At 33.1% G+C, this 15,690-nt stretch carries 13 protein-coding genes; 8 read left to right on the top strand and 5 right to left on the bottom strand.

Annotated features, from left to right (window positions below):
- Positions 1 to 5 precede the first annotated feature (5 nt).
- From P2W65_RS05655 to dusB, 8 genes are all read left to right on the top strand, one after another.
- Complete coding sequence (locus P2W65_RS05655; RefSeq protein WP_289664077.1) at positions 6 to 377, top strand: ApeI family dehydratase; 372 nt, start codon at positions 6 to 8, stop codon at positions 375 to 377.
- A 2-nt stretch (positions 378 to 379) separates the two neighbouring features.
- A complete protein-coding gene (locus P2W65_RS05650; RefSeq protein ID WP_289664075.1) occupies positions 380 to 865 on the top strand; it encodes a hypothetical protein in 486 nt (161 codons plus the stop codon).
- A 19-nt stretch (positions 866 to 884) separates the two neighbouring features.
- Complete coding sequence (locus P2W65_RS05645) at positions 885 to 2,069, top strand: DUF2062 domain-containing protein (protein ID WP_289664073.1); 1,185 nt, start codon at positions 885 to 887, stop codon at positions 2,067 to 2,069.
- Positions 2,070 to 2,201: 132 nt separating this feature from the next.
- Complete coding sequence (locus tag P2W65_RS05640) at positions 2,202 to 5,876, top strand: MMPL family transporter (protein WP_289664071.1); 3,675 nt, start codon at positions 2,202 to 2,204, stop codon at positions 5,874 to 5,876.
- Complete coding sequence (locus P2W65_RS05635; RefSeq protein ID WP_289664069.1) at positions 5,876 to 7,393, top strand: phytoene desaturase family protein; 1,518 nt, start codon at positions 5,876 to 5,878, stop codon at positions 7,391 to 7,393. Before P2W65_RS05640 ends, P2W65_RS05635 begins: the two co-directional genes overlap by 1 nt.
- A gap of 7 nt (positions 7,394 to 7,400) precedes the next feature.
- The gene (locus tag P2W65_RS05630) at positions 7,401 to 9,065 is read left to right on the top strand and encodes a C45 family autoproteolytic acyltransferase/hydrolase (protein ID WP_289664067.1); all 1,665 of its coding nucleotides are present in this window, start codon (positions 7,401 to 7,403) and stop codon (positions 9,063 to 9,065) included.
- Entirely contained in the window at positions 9,062 to 10,351 is a 1,290-nt protein-coding gene (gene flxY / locus P2W65_RS05625; RefSeq protein ID WP_289664065.1) for a flexirubin biosynthesis putative acyl-CoA ligase FlxY, read from the top strand. Before P2W65_RS05630 ends, flxY begins: the two co-directional genes overlap by 4 nt.
- Positions 10,352 to 10,499: 148 nt before the next feature.
- On the top strand, positions 10,500 to 11,492 hold the full coding sequence (gene dusB / locus P2W65_RS05620) for a tRNA dihydrouridine synthase DusB (protein ID WP_289664063.1): 993 nt from the start codon (positions 10,500 to 10,502) through the stop codon (positions 11,490 to 11,492).
- Positions 11,493 to 11,571: 79 nt separating this feature from the next.
- Here the strand turns inward: dusB and P2W65_RS05615 are convergent, their stop codons facing one another.
- The 5 genes from P2W65_RS05615 to P2W65_RS05595 all read right to left on the bottom strand — a co-directional run bounded on the left by P2W65_RS05615 (position 11,572) and on the right by P2W65_RS05595 (position 15,690).
- On the bottom strand, positions 11,572 to 11,847 hold the full coding sequence (locus P2W65_RS05615) for a Txe/YoeB family addiction module toxin (protein ID WP_289664061.1): 276 nt from the start codon (positions 11,845 to 11,847) through the stop codon (positions 11,572 to 11,574).
- A gap of 5 nt (positions 11,848 to 11,852) precedes the next feature.
- Positions 11,853 to 12,110 (bottom strand): type II toxin-antitoxin system Phd/YefM family antitoxin, encoded by a 258-nt coding sequence (locus P2W65_RS05610; protein WP_289664059.1) that lies wholly within the window; start codon positions 12,108 to 12,110, stop codon positions 11,853 to 11,855.
- Between the two features lie 119 nt (positions 12,111 to 12,229).
- Positions 12,230 to 12,832: an N-acetylmuramoyl-L-alanine amidase family protein gene (locus P2W65_RS05605; RefSeq protein WP_289664057.1), complete on the bottom strand. Its 603-nt coding sequence runs from the start codon at positions 12,830 to 12,832 to the stop codon at positions 12,230 to 12,232.
- A 60-nt stretch (positions 12,833 to 12,892) separates the two neighbouring features.
- A complete protein-coding gene (locus tag P2W65_RS05600; RefSeq protein WP_289664055.1) occupies positions 12,893 to 14,320 on the bottom strand; it encodes an MATE family efflux transporter in 1,428 nt (475 codons plus the stop codon).
- A gap of 170 nt (positions 14,321 to 14,490) precedes the next feature.
- Positions 14,491 to 15,690: an ABC transporter permease gene (locus P2W65_RS05595; protein WP_289664053.1), complete on the bottom strand. Its 1,200-nt coding sequence runs from the start codon at positions 15,688 to 15,690 to the stop codon at positions 14,491 to 14,493.

Here is a 15,690-nt window from a genome sequence, read left to right as displayed (position 1 = left end):
AAAATATGATTTTAAAAGATTTTTACAAAGTTCTATCGGAAGAAAAAATCTCCGATTCAAAATATAATATTACCATTTTAGTCAATGAAAAACATGAGGTTTTTAAAGGGCATTTCCCAGGAAATCCTATTATGCCGGGTGTTTGCATGATTCAGATTATCAAGGAACTTACAGAATCGATTACCAAAAGTTCATTGATGATTCAGTCTTTGGCAAATGTAAAATTCATGGCGCTTATTAATCCTGAAGTAACTCCAGAATTACGCTTAGAGCTTGATATTACAAGTACTGAAGACAACCTAGTAAAAGTGAAAAACACGACTTACTTTAACGACACTACAGCTCTTAAATTGAGCAATGTGTATAAAAAAATATAATTATGAAATTATTACTGACACTATTTTTATGGGTAAATTTTGCGAATACGCCAGATTTAGCTTCTATTCGTAAAATGTATTCTGATGTTGCAAAATCAGAAACCAATGCCAAAGAATTTGTAGAAAAACTTTCGGGTGTTTCTAATAATGATGATAAAATTTTAGTAGCATATAAAGCCGCTTCAATTTTACTCGATTCTAAGTTTGAAAGTGTATTAGGAAGCAAAATTTCACGCTTTAAAGAAGGAGCAAAACTTCTTGAAGCCACTATCAAAAGTGATCCAAGCAATATTGAAATGCGAATGATCAGACTGAGTATTCAGGAAGATGTTCCAGGCATTACTGGATACAAGAAAAATATTAAAGAAGATAAAAAATTCATCACGACACATTATGCTGCGCAAGGTGCCGCTTTGAAAGAATATCTAAAAGATTTTGTTTTACAGTCTAAAAGTTTCTCTGAAAAAGAGAAGCAATTTGTAAAATAAGACCTAGAAAACTTCTTCGATGAAACCTATCGCATTCAATCAGGATCTGATCGATTCAACTTCTTTCTGTGTTATTGTACCCACTTACAATAATCAGAAAACCTTGAAAAAAGTACTGGATTCTATTTTAGATTTCACTTCCAATGTCATTATTGTTAATGACGGCGCAACTGATTCGACCAGCGAAATTCTAAAACAATATTCGCAGCTGACGCAAATTCATCATCCTAAAAATTTAGGAAAAGGCCGTGCGCTCAGAAACGGATTTAGAAAAGCGCTGGAATTGAATTTTGAATATGCCATTACAATAGATTCTGATGGACAACATTTTGCATCTGACATTCCGGTTTTTCTTGAAGCAATTCAGAATGAGCCCAATACTCTCTTGATTGGAAGCCGCAATATGACGCAGGAAAATGTTCCTAAAAAGAGCAGTTTCGGCAACAAGTTTTCTAATTTTTGGTTCAAGTTTGAAACTGGAATCAAACTGGACGATACACAGTCTGGATTTCGTTTATATCCTTTAAGATTATTACCAAAACGTTTTTATACCAATAAATTTGAGTTTGAAATCGAAGTGATCGTTCGTGCAGCGTGGAAAGGAATTGTCGTAAAAAATATTCCAATTCAGGTTTTGTACGATCCTGCTGAAAGAGTTTCACATTTTCGTCCGTTTCAGGATTTTACTCGAATTAGTATTTTAAATACGGTTTTGGTAACCAATGCTTTGTTGTATATAAAACCGAGAGATTTTTTTAGAAGAGCAAAAAAAAAAGGATTTAAAAAATTCTTTCTCGAAGATATTTTGGAAAGCTCCGATTCTAATTTTAAAAAATCGGCTGCTATTGCTTTGGGAATTTTTATCGGTCTTTCGCCTTTCTGGGGATTTCAAACTATACTGCTTTTTACTTTTGCTGCTATTTTTCGATTGAATAAAGTCATTGCTTATTTGACTTCTAATGTGAGTTTTCCACCTTTTATTCCGTTTATAATTTATGGTTCTCTAAAAATGGGAAGCTATTTTGTTTCAACTGATGCACCTTTGGTTTTAGACAGTTCTATAACATTAGATGATATTCAAAAAAATGCTGCTCAATATATCGTGGGAAGTCTTATTTTAGCAACCGTTTCAGCACTATCAGTTGGTCTTATAAGTTATTTACTTTTAACGGCTTTTAGTTCTAAAAAACAAACCAAAAATTAAATAAAGTTTTGCCACAGATTAAAAGGATTAAAATAATTTTAAATCTATGCCAATAGCCATGAATTCACGAATTATTACAATTCTATTAAAAATGAATTCGTGAATTCGTGGCGGAAAAAAAATAAAATTACCATGCACCAATACTTCTACGCCATTCATTTATTTGTAAATCGAAGAAAATCTCTTTCGGTTTTTTTGGCTGTTTTGATGCTTCTTGTTTTTGGATTTTTTGCTTCAAGATTAAAGTTTGAAGAAGACATTACCAAACTTATCCCGACAAATGACAAAACTGATGTTACGGCAAAAGTTCTGAAACAACTTAATTTTGCTGATAAAACGACCGTAATTTTCAAACTCGAAAAAAATGGATCTGCCGAAGATTTAAAAGAAATGGCTACTGCATTTTCAGACAGCGTTTCTAAATCCTGCAAACCTTACATAACGGGAATTCAAGGAAAAATTGACGAAGAAAATATTCAGGAAACCATAGATTTTGTTTACCATAATCTGCCTCTTTTTCTGGATGATAATGATTATAAAAACATCGAACAAAAACTGCAGAAAGATAGTATTGCAGCGACCGTTCAAGGAAATTACAAATCGATCATTTCGCCTTCGGGATTTGTAACCAAAGATTTTATTCTGCAAGATCCGTTTGGGATTTCTTTTATCGCTTTAAAAAAATTACAACAATTAAATATTGGCGACGATTTTACGCTCGAAAATGGTTTTGTAATGACCAAAGACAAAAAGAAATTACTACTTTTTATCACATCCAATATTCCGTCAAGCGAAACCGAAAAGAATACGATTTTTGCTGAAAAACTGAAATCAATTCAGGAAAATTTAAATACTCAATTTAAAGGTAAAACTTCTGTAAGTTATTTTGGTTCTGCTCTAATTGCGGTTGCAAATGCGAATCAAATTAAAGGCGACATTATTTTGACAACATCAATCGCGATGTTCACTTTAATGTTAATTCTGATTTTATTCTATCGAAAAATTTTAATTCCGCTGATTATTTTTCTGCCGACCGTTTTTGGTGGTTTGTTTGCTGTAGCGTTTTTATACTTTGTGAGAGAACAAATCTCGGCAATCTCATTAGGAATTGGTTCTATTTTATTGGGAATCACGATTGATTATTCCATTCATATTCTCACGCATTACAAACACAACAGCGATGTAAAAACCTTGTACAAAGACATTACGATGCCGGTTATTATGAGCAGTTCTACCACTGCCGTTGCTTTTTTATGTCTGCTTTTTGTAAAATCGGATGCGTTGAATGATCTCGGAATTTTTGCTGCCGTTATTGTTATGGCAACCGGAGTTTTCTCTCTTTTAATTGTGCCTCATTTATATAAACCAAAAGAAAATCCAGAAGATCACAAGAAAAATGTGATCGATAAAATGGCGCATTTTTCTTTTCACAACAATAAAATCTTAATCGGACTTTGTGTTATCATTACGATTATTTGTTGCTTTACTTATAATGATGTTGGCTTCAATAACGATTTGTCCCAGCTGAATTTTATTCCAAAAGAAATTAAAGCTGCCGAAAAACAATTGGAAGAAAGCACGAGTTTAACTTCCAAAACGATTTATGTTGCTTCATATGGCAAAACTATTGAAGAAGCTTTACAGCATAATTCTAAACTTTTTGGAGATTTATCTACAGCAAAACAACAGCATAAAATTCTAAATTTTAGTTCGGTTGGCGGTATTGTGCTTTCTCAGACAGCACAAATCGAAAAAATTAAGAAGTGGAATTCATTTTGGACTGCACAGAAAAAACAATTCGTAAAATCGGAATTAATTGCTGAAGGTTCAAAACTCGGCTTTAAGTCAACAACCTATACTTTGTTCTTTGATCATTTAGACTTTGATTTCAAACCTGTTTCTGTTGCTGATTTTTTAAAAATCAAAGCTTTGCAATTACAAGAATTCATAACAGAAAAAAATGGTTTTTACACCGTTTCGACTTTGGTAAAAGTAGCACCAGAACAACGCGATGCCTTTATAAAAACAACTTCGGTAAAAGAAAATATAATTGCGATTGATCGTCAGCAGATGAACGAAACGTTTTTCAGCACTTTAAAAACCGACTTTAATTCACTCGTAAATTATTCTTTTGTTGCCGTAATTCTAATTCTATTTTTCTTTTTCAGAAGAATTGAATTAGTCATCATCAGCTGTATTCCAATTGCGTTGACGGGAATTGTAACAGCTGGAATTATGGGTATTTTTGGCATTCAAATGAATATTTTCAGTATGATTGTCTGTACTTTAATTTTTGGTCACGGTGTCGATTTCAGTATTTTTATGACCAGTGCGCTGCAAAAAGAATATTCGACTGGAGTTAACGAAATTGCGGTTTACAGAACGTCAATTATTTTGGCTGTCATCACAACAATCTTAGGAATTGGTGCGATGATATTTGCCAAACATCCTGCATTGACTTCTATTTCTTCTGTTTCTTTAATTGGAGTTTTTGCGGCGTTGATTATTACATTTATTTTTTATCCAATACTCTTCAAAGTCTTTTTATCGAATCGTCCTAAAAAAGGAAATCCACCATTTAAACTCCGCACTTTTATTCACGGTGTAATTTCATTTGCTTATTACGGTTTAGGTGGTATTGTAATGTCGATCTTCAGTTTTACAATCATGCCGATTATCCCGCTTAGCGCCAAAACAAAAATGAAAGCATTTCGATATGTGGTTTCAAAATTGATGAAATCGGTCTTGTATTCAAATCCTTTTATAAGCAAAAAAATTGTCAATAATTTTAATGAAACATTCGAAAAACCAGCCGTAATTATTGCCAATCATTCTTCATTTATAGATATTTTGGCAATCGGAAGTCTGAGTCCAAAAATTATTTTTTTGGTAAGCGACTGGGTTTATAACTCTCCTATTTTTGGAGGAATTGTTAGAAAAGCAGGATTTTATCCCGTTTCTGAAGGTATTGAAGGCGGTGTAGAACATTTACGCAAAAAAATAGAGGAAGGATATTCCTTAATGGTTTTCCCAGAGGGAACACGTTCAGAAAATAATGTTATTAAAAGATTTCATAAAGGAGCTTTCTTTTTAGCTGAAGAATTTAATCTGGATATCATTCCGGTTGTTATTCATGGTGCTTCAGAAGCCATTCCAAAAGGCGATTTTGTCATTCACAAAAGTGCGCTTACTGTTACAATTTTAGAAAGAATTACGCCTGATAATCTTTCATTCGGAAATAATTATGCCGAGAGAACTAAACAAATAAGTACGTTCTTTAAAGCTGAATACCGCAAAATAAGACAGGAACTTGAAAAGCCGGACTATTTCAAAAAAATGCTGCTTAACAGTTACGATTATAAAGAAATCGAAATTGTAAACAGCGTGAAAAAAGATTTAAAACAAAATCTGGAAGTTTATTATAATTTAAACAAACATATTGAGCCGAAAGCAAAAATCCTGCATTTAGGAAATGATTATGGACAGTTGGATGTTCTATTGGCTTTGCAGGAACCACAACGAAAAATAGTTTCTTTTATTAATGACGAAGAAAAATTGCTGGTGGCAAAAACGAATTACATTGTTTCAAAAAGAAAGATACTTTACTTAGATCAGTTTGAATCAGCACTTGAAAATCATTATGATGTTGTTTTGATTTCTGACGAAAGTTATAAAGATGAAATTGAAAAAGTAATTCCCTTGGCTTCTTTAATCATTTTAGTGAATTGTTCTGGTTTAAAAAATCAGTTTGAGGATTTTGAAATTATTTCTGAAGAAAATGCTTTAGTTGTTTTAAACAAAAAATAATGAAAAACGAGTACGATGTAGTCATTATTGGCAGCGGTTTAGGCGGATTAGTTTCTGCTATTATTCTAGCGAAAGAAGGCTATAGCGTTTGTGTACTCGAAAAAAACAATCAATACGGAGGAAATCTGCAAACGTTCGTAAGAGACAAAACTATTTTTGATACGGGAATTCATTATATCGGAGGTTTAGACGAAGGACAAAATCTCAATCAATATTTCAAATATATTGGGATAATGGATCATTTGAATCTGAAAAAATTAGATGAAAATGGTTTTGATATTATTTCTTTTGAAGACGATAAAATCGAATATCCGCATGCACAGGGTTTTGAAAATTTTATTCAACAACTGATAAATTATTTCCCTGAAGAAAGAGAAAATCTCGAACAATACTGCGAGAAAATAAAAGAAGTCTGCAAAGCTTTCCCACTTTATAATTTAGAATCGGAAGGAAAATATGATACTGAAATTTTAACGCTCAACGCGAAAGAAACCATAGATTCTTTTACCCAAAATGAAAAGCTAAAAGCGGTTTTGGCAGGTTCTAATTTTCTTTATGCTGGAATTGCCGAAAAATCTCCATTTTATGTACATGCACTAGTCATTAATTCTTATATCGAAAGTTCGTGGCGATGCGTAAATGGCGGCAGTCAGATAACGAAGCAGCTCCTTAAACAACTCAAAAAATATGGAGGCGAATTCTTTAAGCATAAAGAAGTTACCAAAATTGTGGTCGAAAACCAAAAGGTAAATTCAGTACAAATGAAAGACGGAACTGAAGTTTCTGGAACCTATTTTATTTCGAATATCGAACCCAAAACAACTTTGAAAATGGCCGGTCAGGAAAATTTCCGAAAACCCTTTTTCAACAGAATCCAAGACCTTGAAAATGTGTTGTCGGCATTTAGCCTTTATATTGTTTTTAAACCAAAGACTTTTAAATACATCAATCATAATTATTACCATTTTAAAAGCACCGAAGATGTTTGGACTGCTTATGAATACGATGACAATTCATGGCCAAAAACGTTTATGGCTTCAATGAATCCGTCTAATAAAGACGAAGAATGGGCAGACGGAATGACCTTTTTAACCTACATGAAATATGATGATGTAAAAGCTTGGGAAAATACTTTTAATACGACTTTTGACGAAAACGACCGTGGCAAAAGTTACGAAGAATTCAAAGCCGAAAAAGCCGAAAAACTTTTAGCAGAAATCGAAAAAAAATTCCCAGGAATTAGAAATTGCATCAAGTCGGTTCATACTTCTACTCCTCTTTCCTACCGCGATTATATTGGCGGAGACGGCGGGAATATGTACGGATATGTTAAAGATTCTAATAATCCGATGAAAACTTTAATTCCCACAAAAACCAAACTGGAAAATCTGTATCTTACAGGCCAAAGTATTAACATGCACGGTGTCTTGGGTGTTACGGTTGGAGCGGTTATAACCTGCTCAGAAATTGTAGGAAAAGAATATCTGCTGGAAAAAATTAAAAAAGCATCTGAATAATTGAATCATGAAAAGCCGAGTTATTTATTTCTTCCTTATCGGTTTTCTCAGTTTGCTGATTTCCTGCGGTACATCAAAATCAAAACATCATAAACCCGATCTTACTGCTTTTAATAATTCCAAACCAGTTGTTACCAAAGTTTCTGATACTGTTTTTATCTCTGGAAAAAATTCACTTTTAAAAAATAAACAAGGTCTTTGGGAATTGTATGTTGAAGGCGATCCGCTTGAAATTGGTCTCACAACCGGCGCTTTAACCGATTCGCTTTTACAAAAACAACAGCGTATTTTTTTCTCCAAAATAACCGATTTTATTCCGTCCAAATTTCAGCAGAAATTGTTGAGGAATTTCCTAAAATGGTACAATCGAAAGTTGTATTTGAATGTTCCAGACGAATATCAAACCGAAATTTATGGCGTTTCAGAATATAGTTCAGATGAATTTAACAACATCGCGCCTAAATATCAACGTGGTTTGTATCTGCATGGCGCACATGATATTGGGCACGCTTTGCAAGATCTGGCTTTGGTAGGTTGTTCTTCTTTTGCAGCTTGGAACGAAAAATCAGAAGATGGAAATTTAATTCTGGCCCGCAATTTTGATTTTTATGTGAATGACGCTTTCGCGGAAAATAAAATCGCGGCCTTTATAAAACCAAAAGAAGGTTATCCGTTTATGATGGTAACTTGGCCGGGAATGATTGGTGCGGTTTCGGGAATGAATTATGAAGGATTGACCGTAACGATAAATGCTTCGAAATCTAAAATTCCGCTTAGCGCTAAAACGCCAATTTCTATTCTGACTCGTGAAATTTTACAGCATGCCAAAAATGTAGACGAAGCCATTGCCATTGCAAAAAAAAGAAAAGTTTTTGTTTCTGAATCAATTATGGTGGGAAGCGCCAATGACAATAAAGCAATTTTGATTGAAGTTTCTCCCAACAAAATGGACGTTTATGATGTTCCAAACAGCGATCAATTAATTTGTTCGAATCATTTTCAAGGAGAAGCTTTTACAGCAGATAAACGAAATCAGGAACAAATTATAAATAGTCATTCTGAATATCGCTTTGAAAGAATGAAGGAATTGCTGTCTGAAAAATCAAAAGTAAATCCCGAAATTGCTTCGGAAATTCTTCGAAATAAAAACGGTTTAAAAAACATTTCTTTAGGATTTGGAAATGAAAAAGCATTAAATCAATTACTGGCTCATCATGGAATTATTTTTAAACCTAAAGAAAAATTAGTCTGGGTTTCTGCAAATCCGTATCAATTAGGCGAATTTGTCTGTTATGATTTGAATTTAATTTTCGGAAAAAATAAAACTGAATCAAAATCTTTTCAAACCGAAAATCTAAATATTGCCAAAGATCCTTTTTTGGAAACCACTGCTTTTCAGAATTTTAAAAAATTTAAGATTGAAGATCATAAAATAGATTCGGTTTTAGATAATAAAGAAACGATTTCTCCCGAATTCATTCAAAATTATCAATCGTTAAACCCTGATTATTGGGTTGTATATTATAAGACAGGATTGTACTTTTACCAAAAAAAGGAATTCCAACAGGCAAAGCTTAATTTTGAAAAAGCTTTAACCCTTGAAATTACTACAATTCCTGATAAAGAAAAGATTGAAAAATATTTAAAAAAAGTCAAAAGAAAATTACAATGATTCCAGCAATAGAAAAAGGTTCTTTAGAAGAGATTAAAATTTTTCAAGAAAAAAAATTAGTTGAACTTCTAGAATACATCAGTCAAAATTCTCCTTTTTACAAAAGACTTTTTGCTGGACAAAATATTGATATTTCGAAAGTGAAAACACTGGAAGATTTACAGCATTTGCCTGTTACAACCAAAGAAGATTTACAGCAGTATAATGACGATTTTGTGTGTGTTCCACAAAATCAAATCATAGATTATGCCTCAACATCAGGAACTTTAGGCGATCCCGTAACTTTTGGCTTAACCGATTCTGACTTGGATCGATTGGCTTATAATGAAGCGATTTCATTCGCCTGTGCGGGAATTGCAGAAGGCGATGTGGTACAATTAATGACCACAATTGACCGAAAATTTATGGCAGGCTTAGCTTATTTTCTTGGTCTTCGAAAATTGAAAGTTGGAGTTATTCGTGTTGGCGCTGGAATTCCAGAAATGCAATGGGATTCGATTTTAAAATACAATCCATCTTATTTAATTACAGTTCCTTCTTTCCTTTTAAAATTAATTGAATATGCTGAAATGCATGGAATCGATTATAATAATTCGAGCATAAAAGGCGCCATCTGTATTGGAGAGTCCTTAAGAGAACAGGATTTTTCGATGAATATTCTATCGAAAAAAATCACTGATAAATGGAATATTAAGTTGTTTTCGACTTACGCTTCAACCGAAATGAGTACTGCATTCACAGAATGCGAACACGGAAAAGGCGGACATCATCATCCTGAATTAATCATAATCGAAGTTTTGGACGAAAATAATCAGCCTGTAAAAAACGGCGAAACCGGCGAGTTGACATTTACAACTTTAGGAATTGAAGCGATGCCTTTGTTACGTTTTAAAACTGGAGATATGGTACAGTTTCATGATGAACCTTGCGCTTGTGGCAGAAACACTTTACGTGTTGGCCCAGTTGTTGGCCGTAAAAAGCAGATGATCAAATATAAAGGAACAACGCTTTATCCACCAGCGATGAACGATGTTTTGAGCAGTTTTGATACTATCGAAAATCATTTGATCGAAATCTCTACAAACGATTTAGGTACAGATGAAATCCTGATTAAAATTGCCTCTAAAAATCAAACTCCAGAATTTTTACAAGAAATAAAAGATCACTTTAGAGCCAAATTAAGAGTAACGCCCAAAATAGAATTTGCATCAAAAGAAGTTTTAAATCCTCTGGTTTTTAATCCAATGAGTCGAAAACCTATTCGGTTTTTTGACTACAGAACTTAGTATAGAGACAAAGTGACAAAGATCCATAGTATCAAAGACTGTTAATCAGCACTATAAAAAACCTTTGTCCCTTTGTTACTTTGAGCCTTTGTCACTCGAATTGTGCCAATTCGACTAAAAAGTTGTAATTTTGCAAAAAATTACGAAGATGGTCAAGATTGGCAACATAGAATTACCTGAATTTCCTTTATTACTAGCTCCGATGGAAGATGTGAGCGATCCACCGTTTCGCAGATTATGCAAAACGCATGGCGCTGACATGATGTATTCTGAATTTATTTCGTCGGAAGGATTAATTCGTGACGCTATAAAAAGCCGCATGAAGCTGGATATTTTTGATTACGAACGTCCTGTTGGAATTCAGATTTTTGGTGGAGATGAAGAAGCAATGGAAATGTCGTCTAAAATTGTTTCAACTGTAAAACCAGATTTAGTGGACATTAACTTTGGATGCCCAGTAAAAAAAGTCGTTTGTCGTGGCGCAGGAGCAGGAGTTTTGAAAGATGTTGATTTGATGGTTCGTTTAACGAAAGCGGTTATCAAAGGAACTGATTTGCCTGTTACGGTAAAAACGCGTTTAGGCTGGGACGAAAACTCGATTAATATTGATGAAGTTGCAGAAAGACTTCAGGATATTGGTGTTCAAGCTTTAACCATTCACGCTAGAACCCGTGCACAAATGTATAAAGGTCATTCTGACTGGTCTCACATTGCGCGTGTAAAAAATAATCCAAGAATTACAATGCCTATTTTTGGGAATGGCGATATCGACAGTCCAGAAAAAGCATTACACTATAAAAACGAATACGGAATTGACGGTATCATGATTGGCCGTGCGGCGATTGGTTATCCGTGGATTTTCAATGAAATCAAACATTTCTTTAAAACAGGCGAACACTTATCTGCTCCAACCGTTATTGATCGTGTTGAGGCTGCTAGAAACCATTTAAAATGGTCTATGGAATGGAAAGGCGAGCGCTTGGGAATTGTAGAAATGCGTCGTCATTATACCAATTATTTCAAAGGAATTCATTCTTTCAAAGAATTCAAACAGAAACTGGTTACAACTGATGGGCCTGAGGATTTATTTGCAATCATGAAAGAGATTGAAGAGGTTTATGCTGGTTATGAATTTGTTTAAAATATAATCGTATTCAAAATTTTAAACTTTGATAAATGATAAAAAGAAAGACCTTCAAAAATTTGAAGGTCTTTCTTTTTTAATCATCATAATGAAATCGACATTGTAAAATAATACATTTTTGATCAATTCCTTTTGTTCCTGAAACTCTATAAACCAATCGATGATCTCCATTAATTCTTCTAGACCAGAAACTTTTTAAATCATGTTTTAAAGGTTCCGGTTTTCCAATTCCTTTAAATGGATTTTCTCTGATTGATTTAATTAATTCTTTTATTTTTAATGCTGTTTCGGTATCGTTTTCAATCCAATATTCAAAATCTTCCCATCCATTTTTTGTAAAACAAATATCCATATAATCTAAAGTTCATCCAGATTAAAGTTCACAATTTCTCCCTTTTCCATTTGTTCTATAGATTCTGAAAGACGTTTTCTATTTGTTTTAGTTGATAATAAATGTTGAGTTTCTAATATTGAATTATACTCTTTCATAGAAATTATGACAACAGCATCTTCTTCAGAATTTCTTGGAACAACAATTATTTCTGAAGACTCTGAAACTTCATCAAAATAATTTTTAATGTTTTTTCGCAAAGTTGAGATTGTAATTGCTTTCATAAATAGTACTTTAAATTGTACGTTCAAAAGTACAACAATTTCCATTTATAAATTTGAGTTGTAAAATATTTAACTTTTACAAAAAAGACCTTCAAAAATTTGAAGGTCTTTTTTATGTTTTACTTTAACGATTCTAAAATTTTCTGTGCAATTTCAGTTTGCCCCTTTTCACTGGTAATATAATTTCGGTCATTTTCATTAGATAAAAATCCCATTTCTAAATGCATCATGGGACAATCTGCATTTTTCAAAATATAAAATGGCGCCTCACTTACACGTCTCTTTGCCAAATTTCCTGTTGATGTTATCTTATCAATTACATTTTCAGCAATTTCTTTTGACTGATCATAAAATGTTTTCTTTGATGAAATGTAAGCTCCAACTCCATTTGATGTAACATTTGGAGCAGCACTAATATGTAATGAAATTACTAAATCAGGCTTCAATTTGTTTATGATTGTTGTTCTTTCTTTCAAATCCATACTCGTATCTCCGTCACGAAGTAAGACAATCTCAACATTCTCGTTCTTGTTTAGTTCTTTAATTTTTTTTGCGACTGCTTCGGTAATTATTTTTTCTTCAAAGCCACGTATATCAGCGCCAGTATCGTTACCACCGTGACCTGCATCAATTAAAATCACTTTTTTATCTGCTGGTTTAAAGGCCATAAATGCGAATACACATAAAGATAAAACTACTAAAAATTTAATTTTGGTTCTCATAAATCTATGTTTTTGGTTAAATAGATTCAACGCAAATTTTTAAGAAATATTGTACAGAATCTAAACCTGAACTCGTTTCCACTTTCCTCTTTTATAAAAAAAGATTCCTGCCAAAGTAATAGCAGTTTCGGCAACTGGAATAGCAATAAAAACGCCAGTTGGCCCCATATTAAAATGTTTTGCCAATACGAAAGCCAACGGAATTTGAAATAACCAAAACCCAAAGAAATTAATTCCTGTTGGTGTCCAAGTATCTCCTGCTCCATTGAAAGTGTTGATCAAAACCATTCCAATTCCGTAAAAAATAAAACCTATGCTCATAATTTGAAGTGCTTCGACTGCAATGGTTTTTACAGCTTCATCATTCGTGAAAAACGAAATAATATATTTTCCAAAAACAAGCGTAATAATCATGATGGAAGCCATAAAAATCACGTTATATTTTGCGGTTGTCATTACTGATTTTTCGGCACGTTCAATTTGTTTCGCACCCAAATTTTGTCCAACCAAAGTGGCTGCGGCGTTACTCAATCCCCACGCCGGAAGAATAAAAAACATCATAATTCTCAATGCAGTTTGGTATCCTGCTGAACCATGATCTCCGCCGGTTGTTGCAACTAATTTTGCCAAGAAAATCCAGCTGCAGGAAGCGATTACAAATTGTAAAATTCCAGGAGCTGCAATTTTTACTAAAGCTTTGATTTGTGTAAAATCTGGAGCAAAATAAGGAATCTTAATTTTTAAAATTCCATTTCCAAAAAACAAATGATATACCTGATATAAAACACCAATGCTTCTTCCGATAGTGGTTGCCAAAGCAGCTCCAACTAATCCGAAAGCAGGAATTGGCCCGAAACCATTAATTAAAATCGGACATAAAATAATATTGCAAATATTGGCAATCCAAAGGCTTTTCATGGCGATTGCTGCATTTCCTGCTCCGCGGAAAATTCCATTTATTAAAAACAAAAGCATAATGCACAAGCTGGAACCAATCATAATCTGTGTAAATTGGAAACCATGTTCTGCAGCTTCGGCTGATGCCCCCATGAAAAGCAAAATGTCTTTAGCATATATAATTCCAAAAATGCTGAGTAAACTGTTAACTGCAAATGCTATAATAATGGCCTGCATTCCTGCTTTTGCTGCAGCGATTGGATCTTTTTCGCCAATGCGTCTTGCTACAACTGCAGTTGCCGCCATACTCATTCCGATAGCAAGGGAGTAAATTACGGTCAATACTGATTCGGTTAAACCAACCGTTTGAATAGCAAAACTGCTGTGTTTTAAATGCCCAACGAAATATAAATCGACCAAAGCAAAAACCGATTCCATCATCATTTCTAAAACCATCGGAATGGCTAATAGAATTACGGCTTTCTTAATACTTCCAGAGGTATAGTCAAATGATTCGTCGCCTTTTAAAGCTTGTTTTGTTGTGGTAAAAATTTTGGAAATAAAACTTTCCTTTATAGATGTTTCTGTCATGATATTTAGGATAAATGAAAAAATTGGTTCAGATGTATATTAATCTGAACTAAAAAGTAAAAACGTAAGTATCCTAATTATTCTTAAAAATAAAATAGGATTAGGCAGAAACAATCATATGCTGTAGATTTTCAAGGCAGTAAATATAAGTAATATTTTTTAGGAAGATATTAATCCAATAATTTTTTGCTTACACGGCTACTTGCAATTAAAGAAGCTGCAAAACCAAGTGTAACAATAGTTGTCATCACAATTAGAACATTTTCCAAAGAAAAAACAACTGGGTATGCCAAAGTCGGTGTAATCATAATTAACTCATATTGTTGTTGTAATATGACTAATACGATTCCTAAAACTAGTCCAATTAAACCGCCAAAAAAGCTTAATAAAGTTCCTTGAAGCAAAAAGATTCTTCTTAAATAACCCACTTCTGCCCCAAGGTTAAAAAGAGTTTTAAGATTTCCCTTTTTTTCTAAAATCATCATAATCAAAGCACCAACCAAATTAAAAAGCGCCACAATAATTACCAAAGTAAAAATCAAATAAACAACAATATTTTCGGTATTGAGCATTTTATACAAAGACTCATTTAACTGTGCTCTGTTCTTTAAAGTGATCTTATTTTTAAAAATCGAATTAAGCTGTTTTTTGATTGCATTTTCATCTGCATTTTCTTTTAACTTAAATTCAATTCCAGAGATTTGATTTGGCTTATACATTAACAATTCCTGAGTTAAACCTAAATCTGCAAATACATATTTTGAGTCTAATTCTTCACTAATTGAATAAATTCCGACAGGCAAAACATCTGTTTTATTAAAAGCCTCTTCTGGGTTTTCAATTCCTCCTTTTCCTGGTTTTGGTGCAAAAACCTGAAGCGGGTTTTCAAAATCCAAAATTCCCATGGAGAAGTTTTGAGATAATCCATAACCAACTACAACTTGAAAACTATCGGGTTTTAGCCATTGACCTAAATAAAGTTTTTGCTTTATATCGTTGACAACAGCATAATTGTTATCAACTCCTTTTAAATACGTAACCTGTTGTTTGTCTTTAAACAAAAACAAAACACGTTCTTCTATAATCTTGGTATAAAGAACAACACCGTCTATTTTTTTGATTTGATTTTCTTGATCTGGCGTAATTAAAAAAGACTTTCCATAAGTACTCGTCAATTTTAAATCGGGATCAATTTCGTTTGTAAACGAAAGGCTGAAAACTTTTAATCCGCTGAAAACAGATAAAACCACAAACAAAGCCATCGTACCAACAATGATTCCCATGCTGGCAATTCGGTTAATAATATTGATAGCATTGTTTTTACTCCTGCTAAAAATATAACGTTTGGCTATGTATAAAGGGAAATTCAA

Origin of the sequence: Flavobacterium panacagri, from assembly GCF_030378165.1 — a bacterium.
GTDB classification, from domain to species: domain Bacteria; phylum Bacteroidota; class Bacteroidia; order Flavobacteriales; family Flavobacteriaceae; genus Flavobacterium; species Flavobacterium panacagri.
Note: the sequence above shows the minus strand (reverse complement) of the source record. Positions and strands in the feature narration are given on the sequence as shown.

Excerpts from the sequence above, each read along its gene's own strand:
- P2W65_RS05655 (WP_289664077.1), top strand. The coding sequence starts at position 6 with ATGATTTTAAAAGATTTTTACAAAGTTCTATCGGAAGAAAAAATCTCC.
- P2W65_RS05650 (WP_289664075.1), top strand. The coding sequence starts at position 380 with ATGAAATTATTACTGACACTATTTTTATGGGTAAATTTTGCGAATACG.
- P2W65_RS05645 (WP_289664073.1), top strand. The coding sequence starts at position 885 with ATGAAACCTATCGCATTCAATCAGGATCTGATCGATTCAACTTCTTTC.
- P2W65_RS05640 (WP_289664071.1), top strand. The coding sequence starts at position 2,202 with ATGCACCAATACTTCTACGCCATTCATTTATTTGTAAATCGAAGAAAA.
- P2W65_RS05635 (WP_289664069.1), top strand. The coding sequence starts at position 5,876 with ATGAAAAACGAGTACGATGTAGTCATTATTGGCAGCGGTTTAGGCGGA.
- P2W65_RS05630 (WP_289664067.1), top strand. The coding sequence starts at position 7,401 with ATGAAAAGCCGAGTTATTTATTTCTTCCTTATCGGTTTTCTCAGTTTG.
- flxY (WP_289664065.1), top strand. The coding sequence starts at position 9,062 with ATGATTCCAGCAATAGAAAAAGGTTCTTTAGAAGAGATTAAAATTTTT.
- dusB (WP_289664063.1), top strand. The coding sequence starts at position 10,500 with ATGGTCAAGATTGGCAACATAGAATTACCTGAATTTCCTTTATTACTA.
- P2W65_RS05615 (WP_289664061.1), bottom strand. The coding sequence starts at position 11,847 with ATGGATATTTGTTTTACAAAAAATGGATGGGAAGATTTTGAATATTGG.
- P2W65_RS05610 (WP_289664059.1), bottom strand. The coding sequence starts at position 12,110 with ATGAAAGCAATTACAATCTCAACTTTGCGAAAAAACATTAAAAATTAT.
- P2W65_RS05605 (WP_289664057.1), bottom strand. The coding sequence starts at position 12,832 with ATGAGAACCAAAATTAAATTTTTAGTAGTTTTATCTTTATGTGTATTC.
- P2W65_RS05600 (WP_289664055.1), bottom strand. The coding sequence starts at position 14,320 with ATGACAGAAACATCTATAAAGGAAAGTTTTATTTCCAAAATTTTTACC.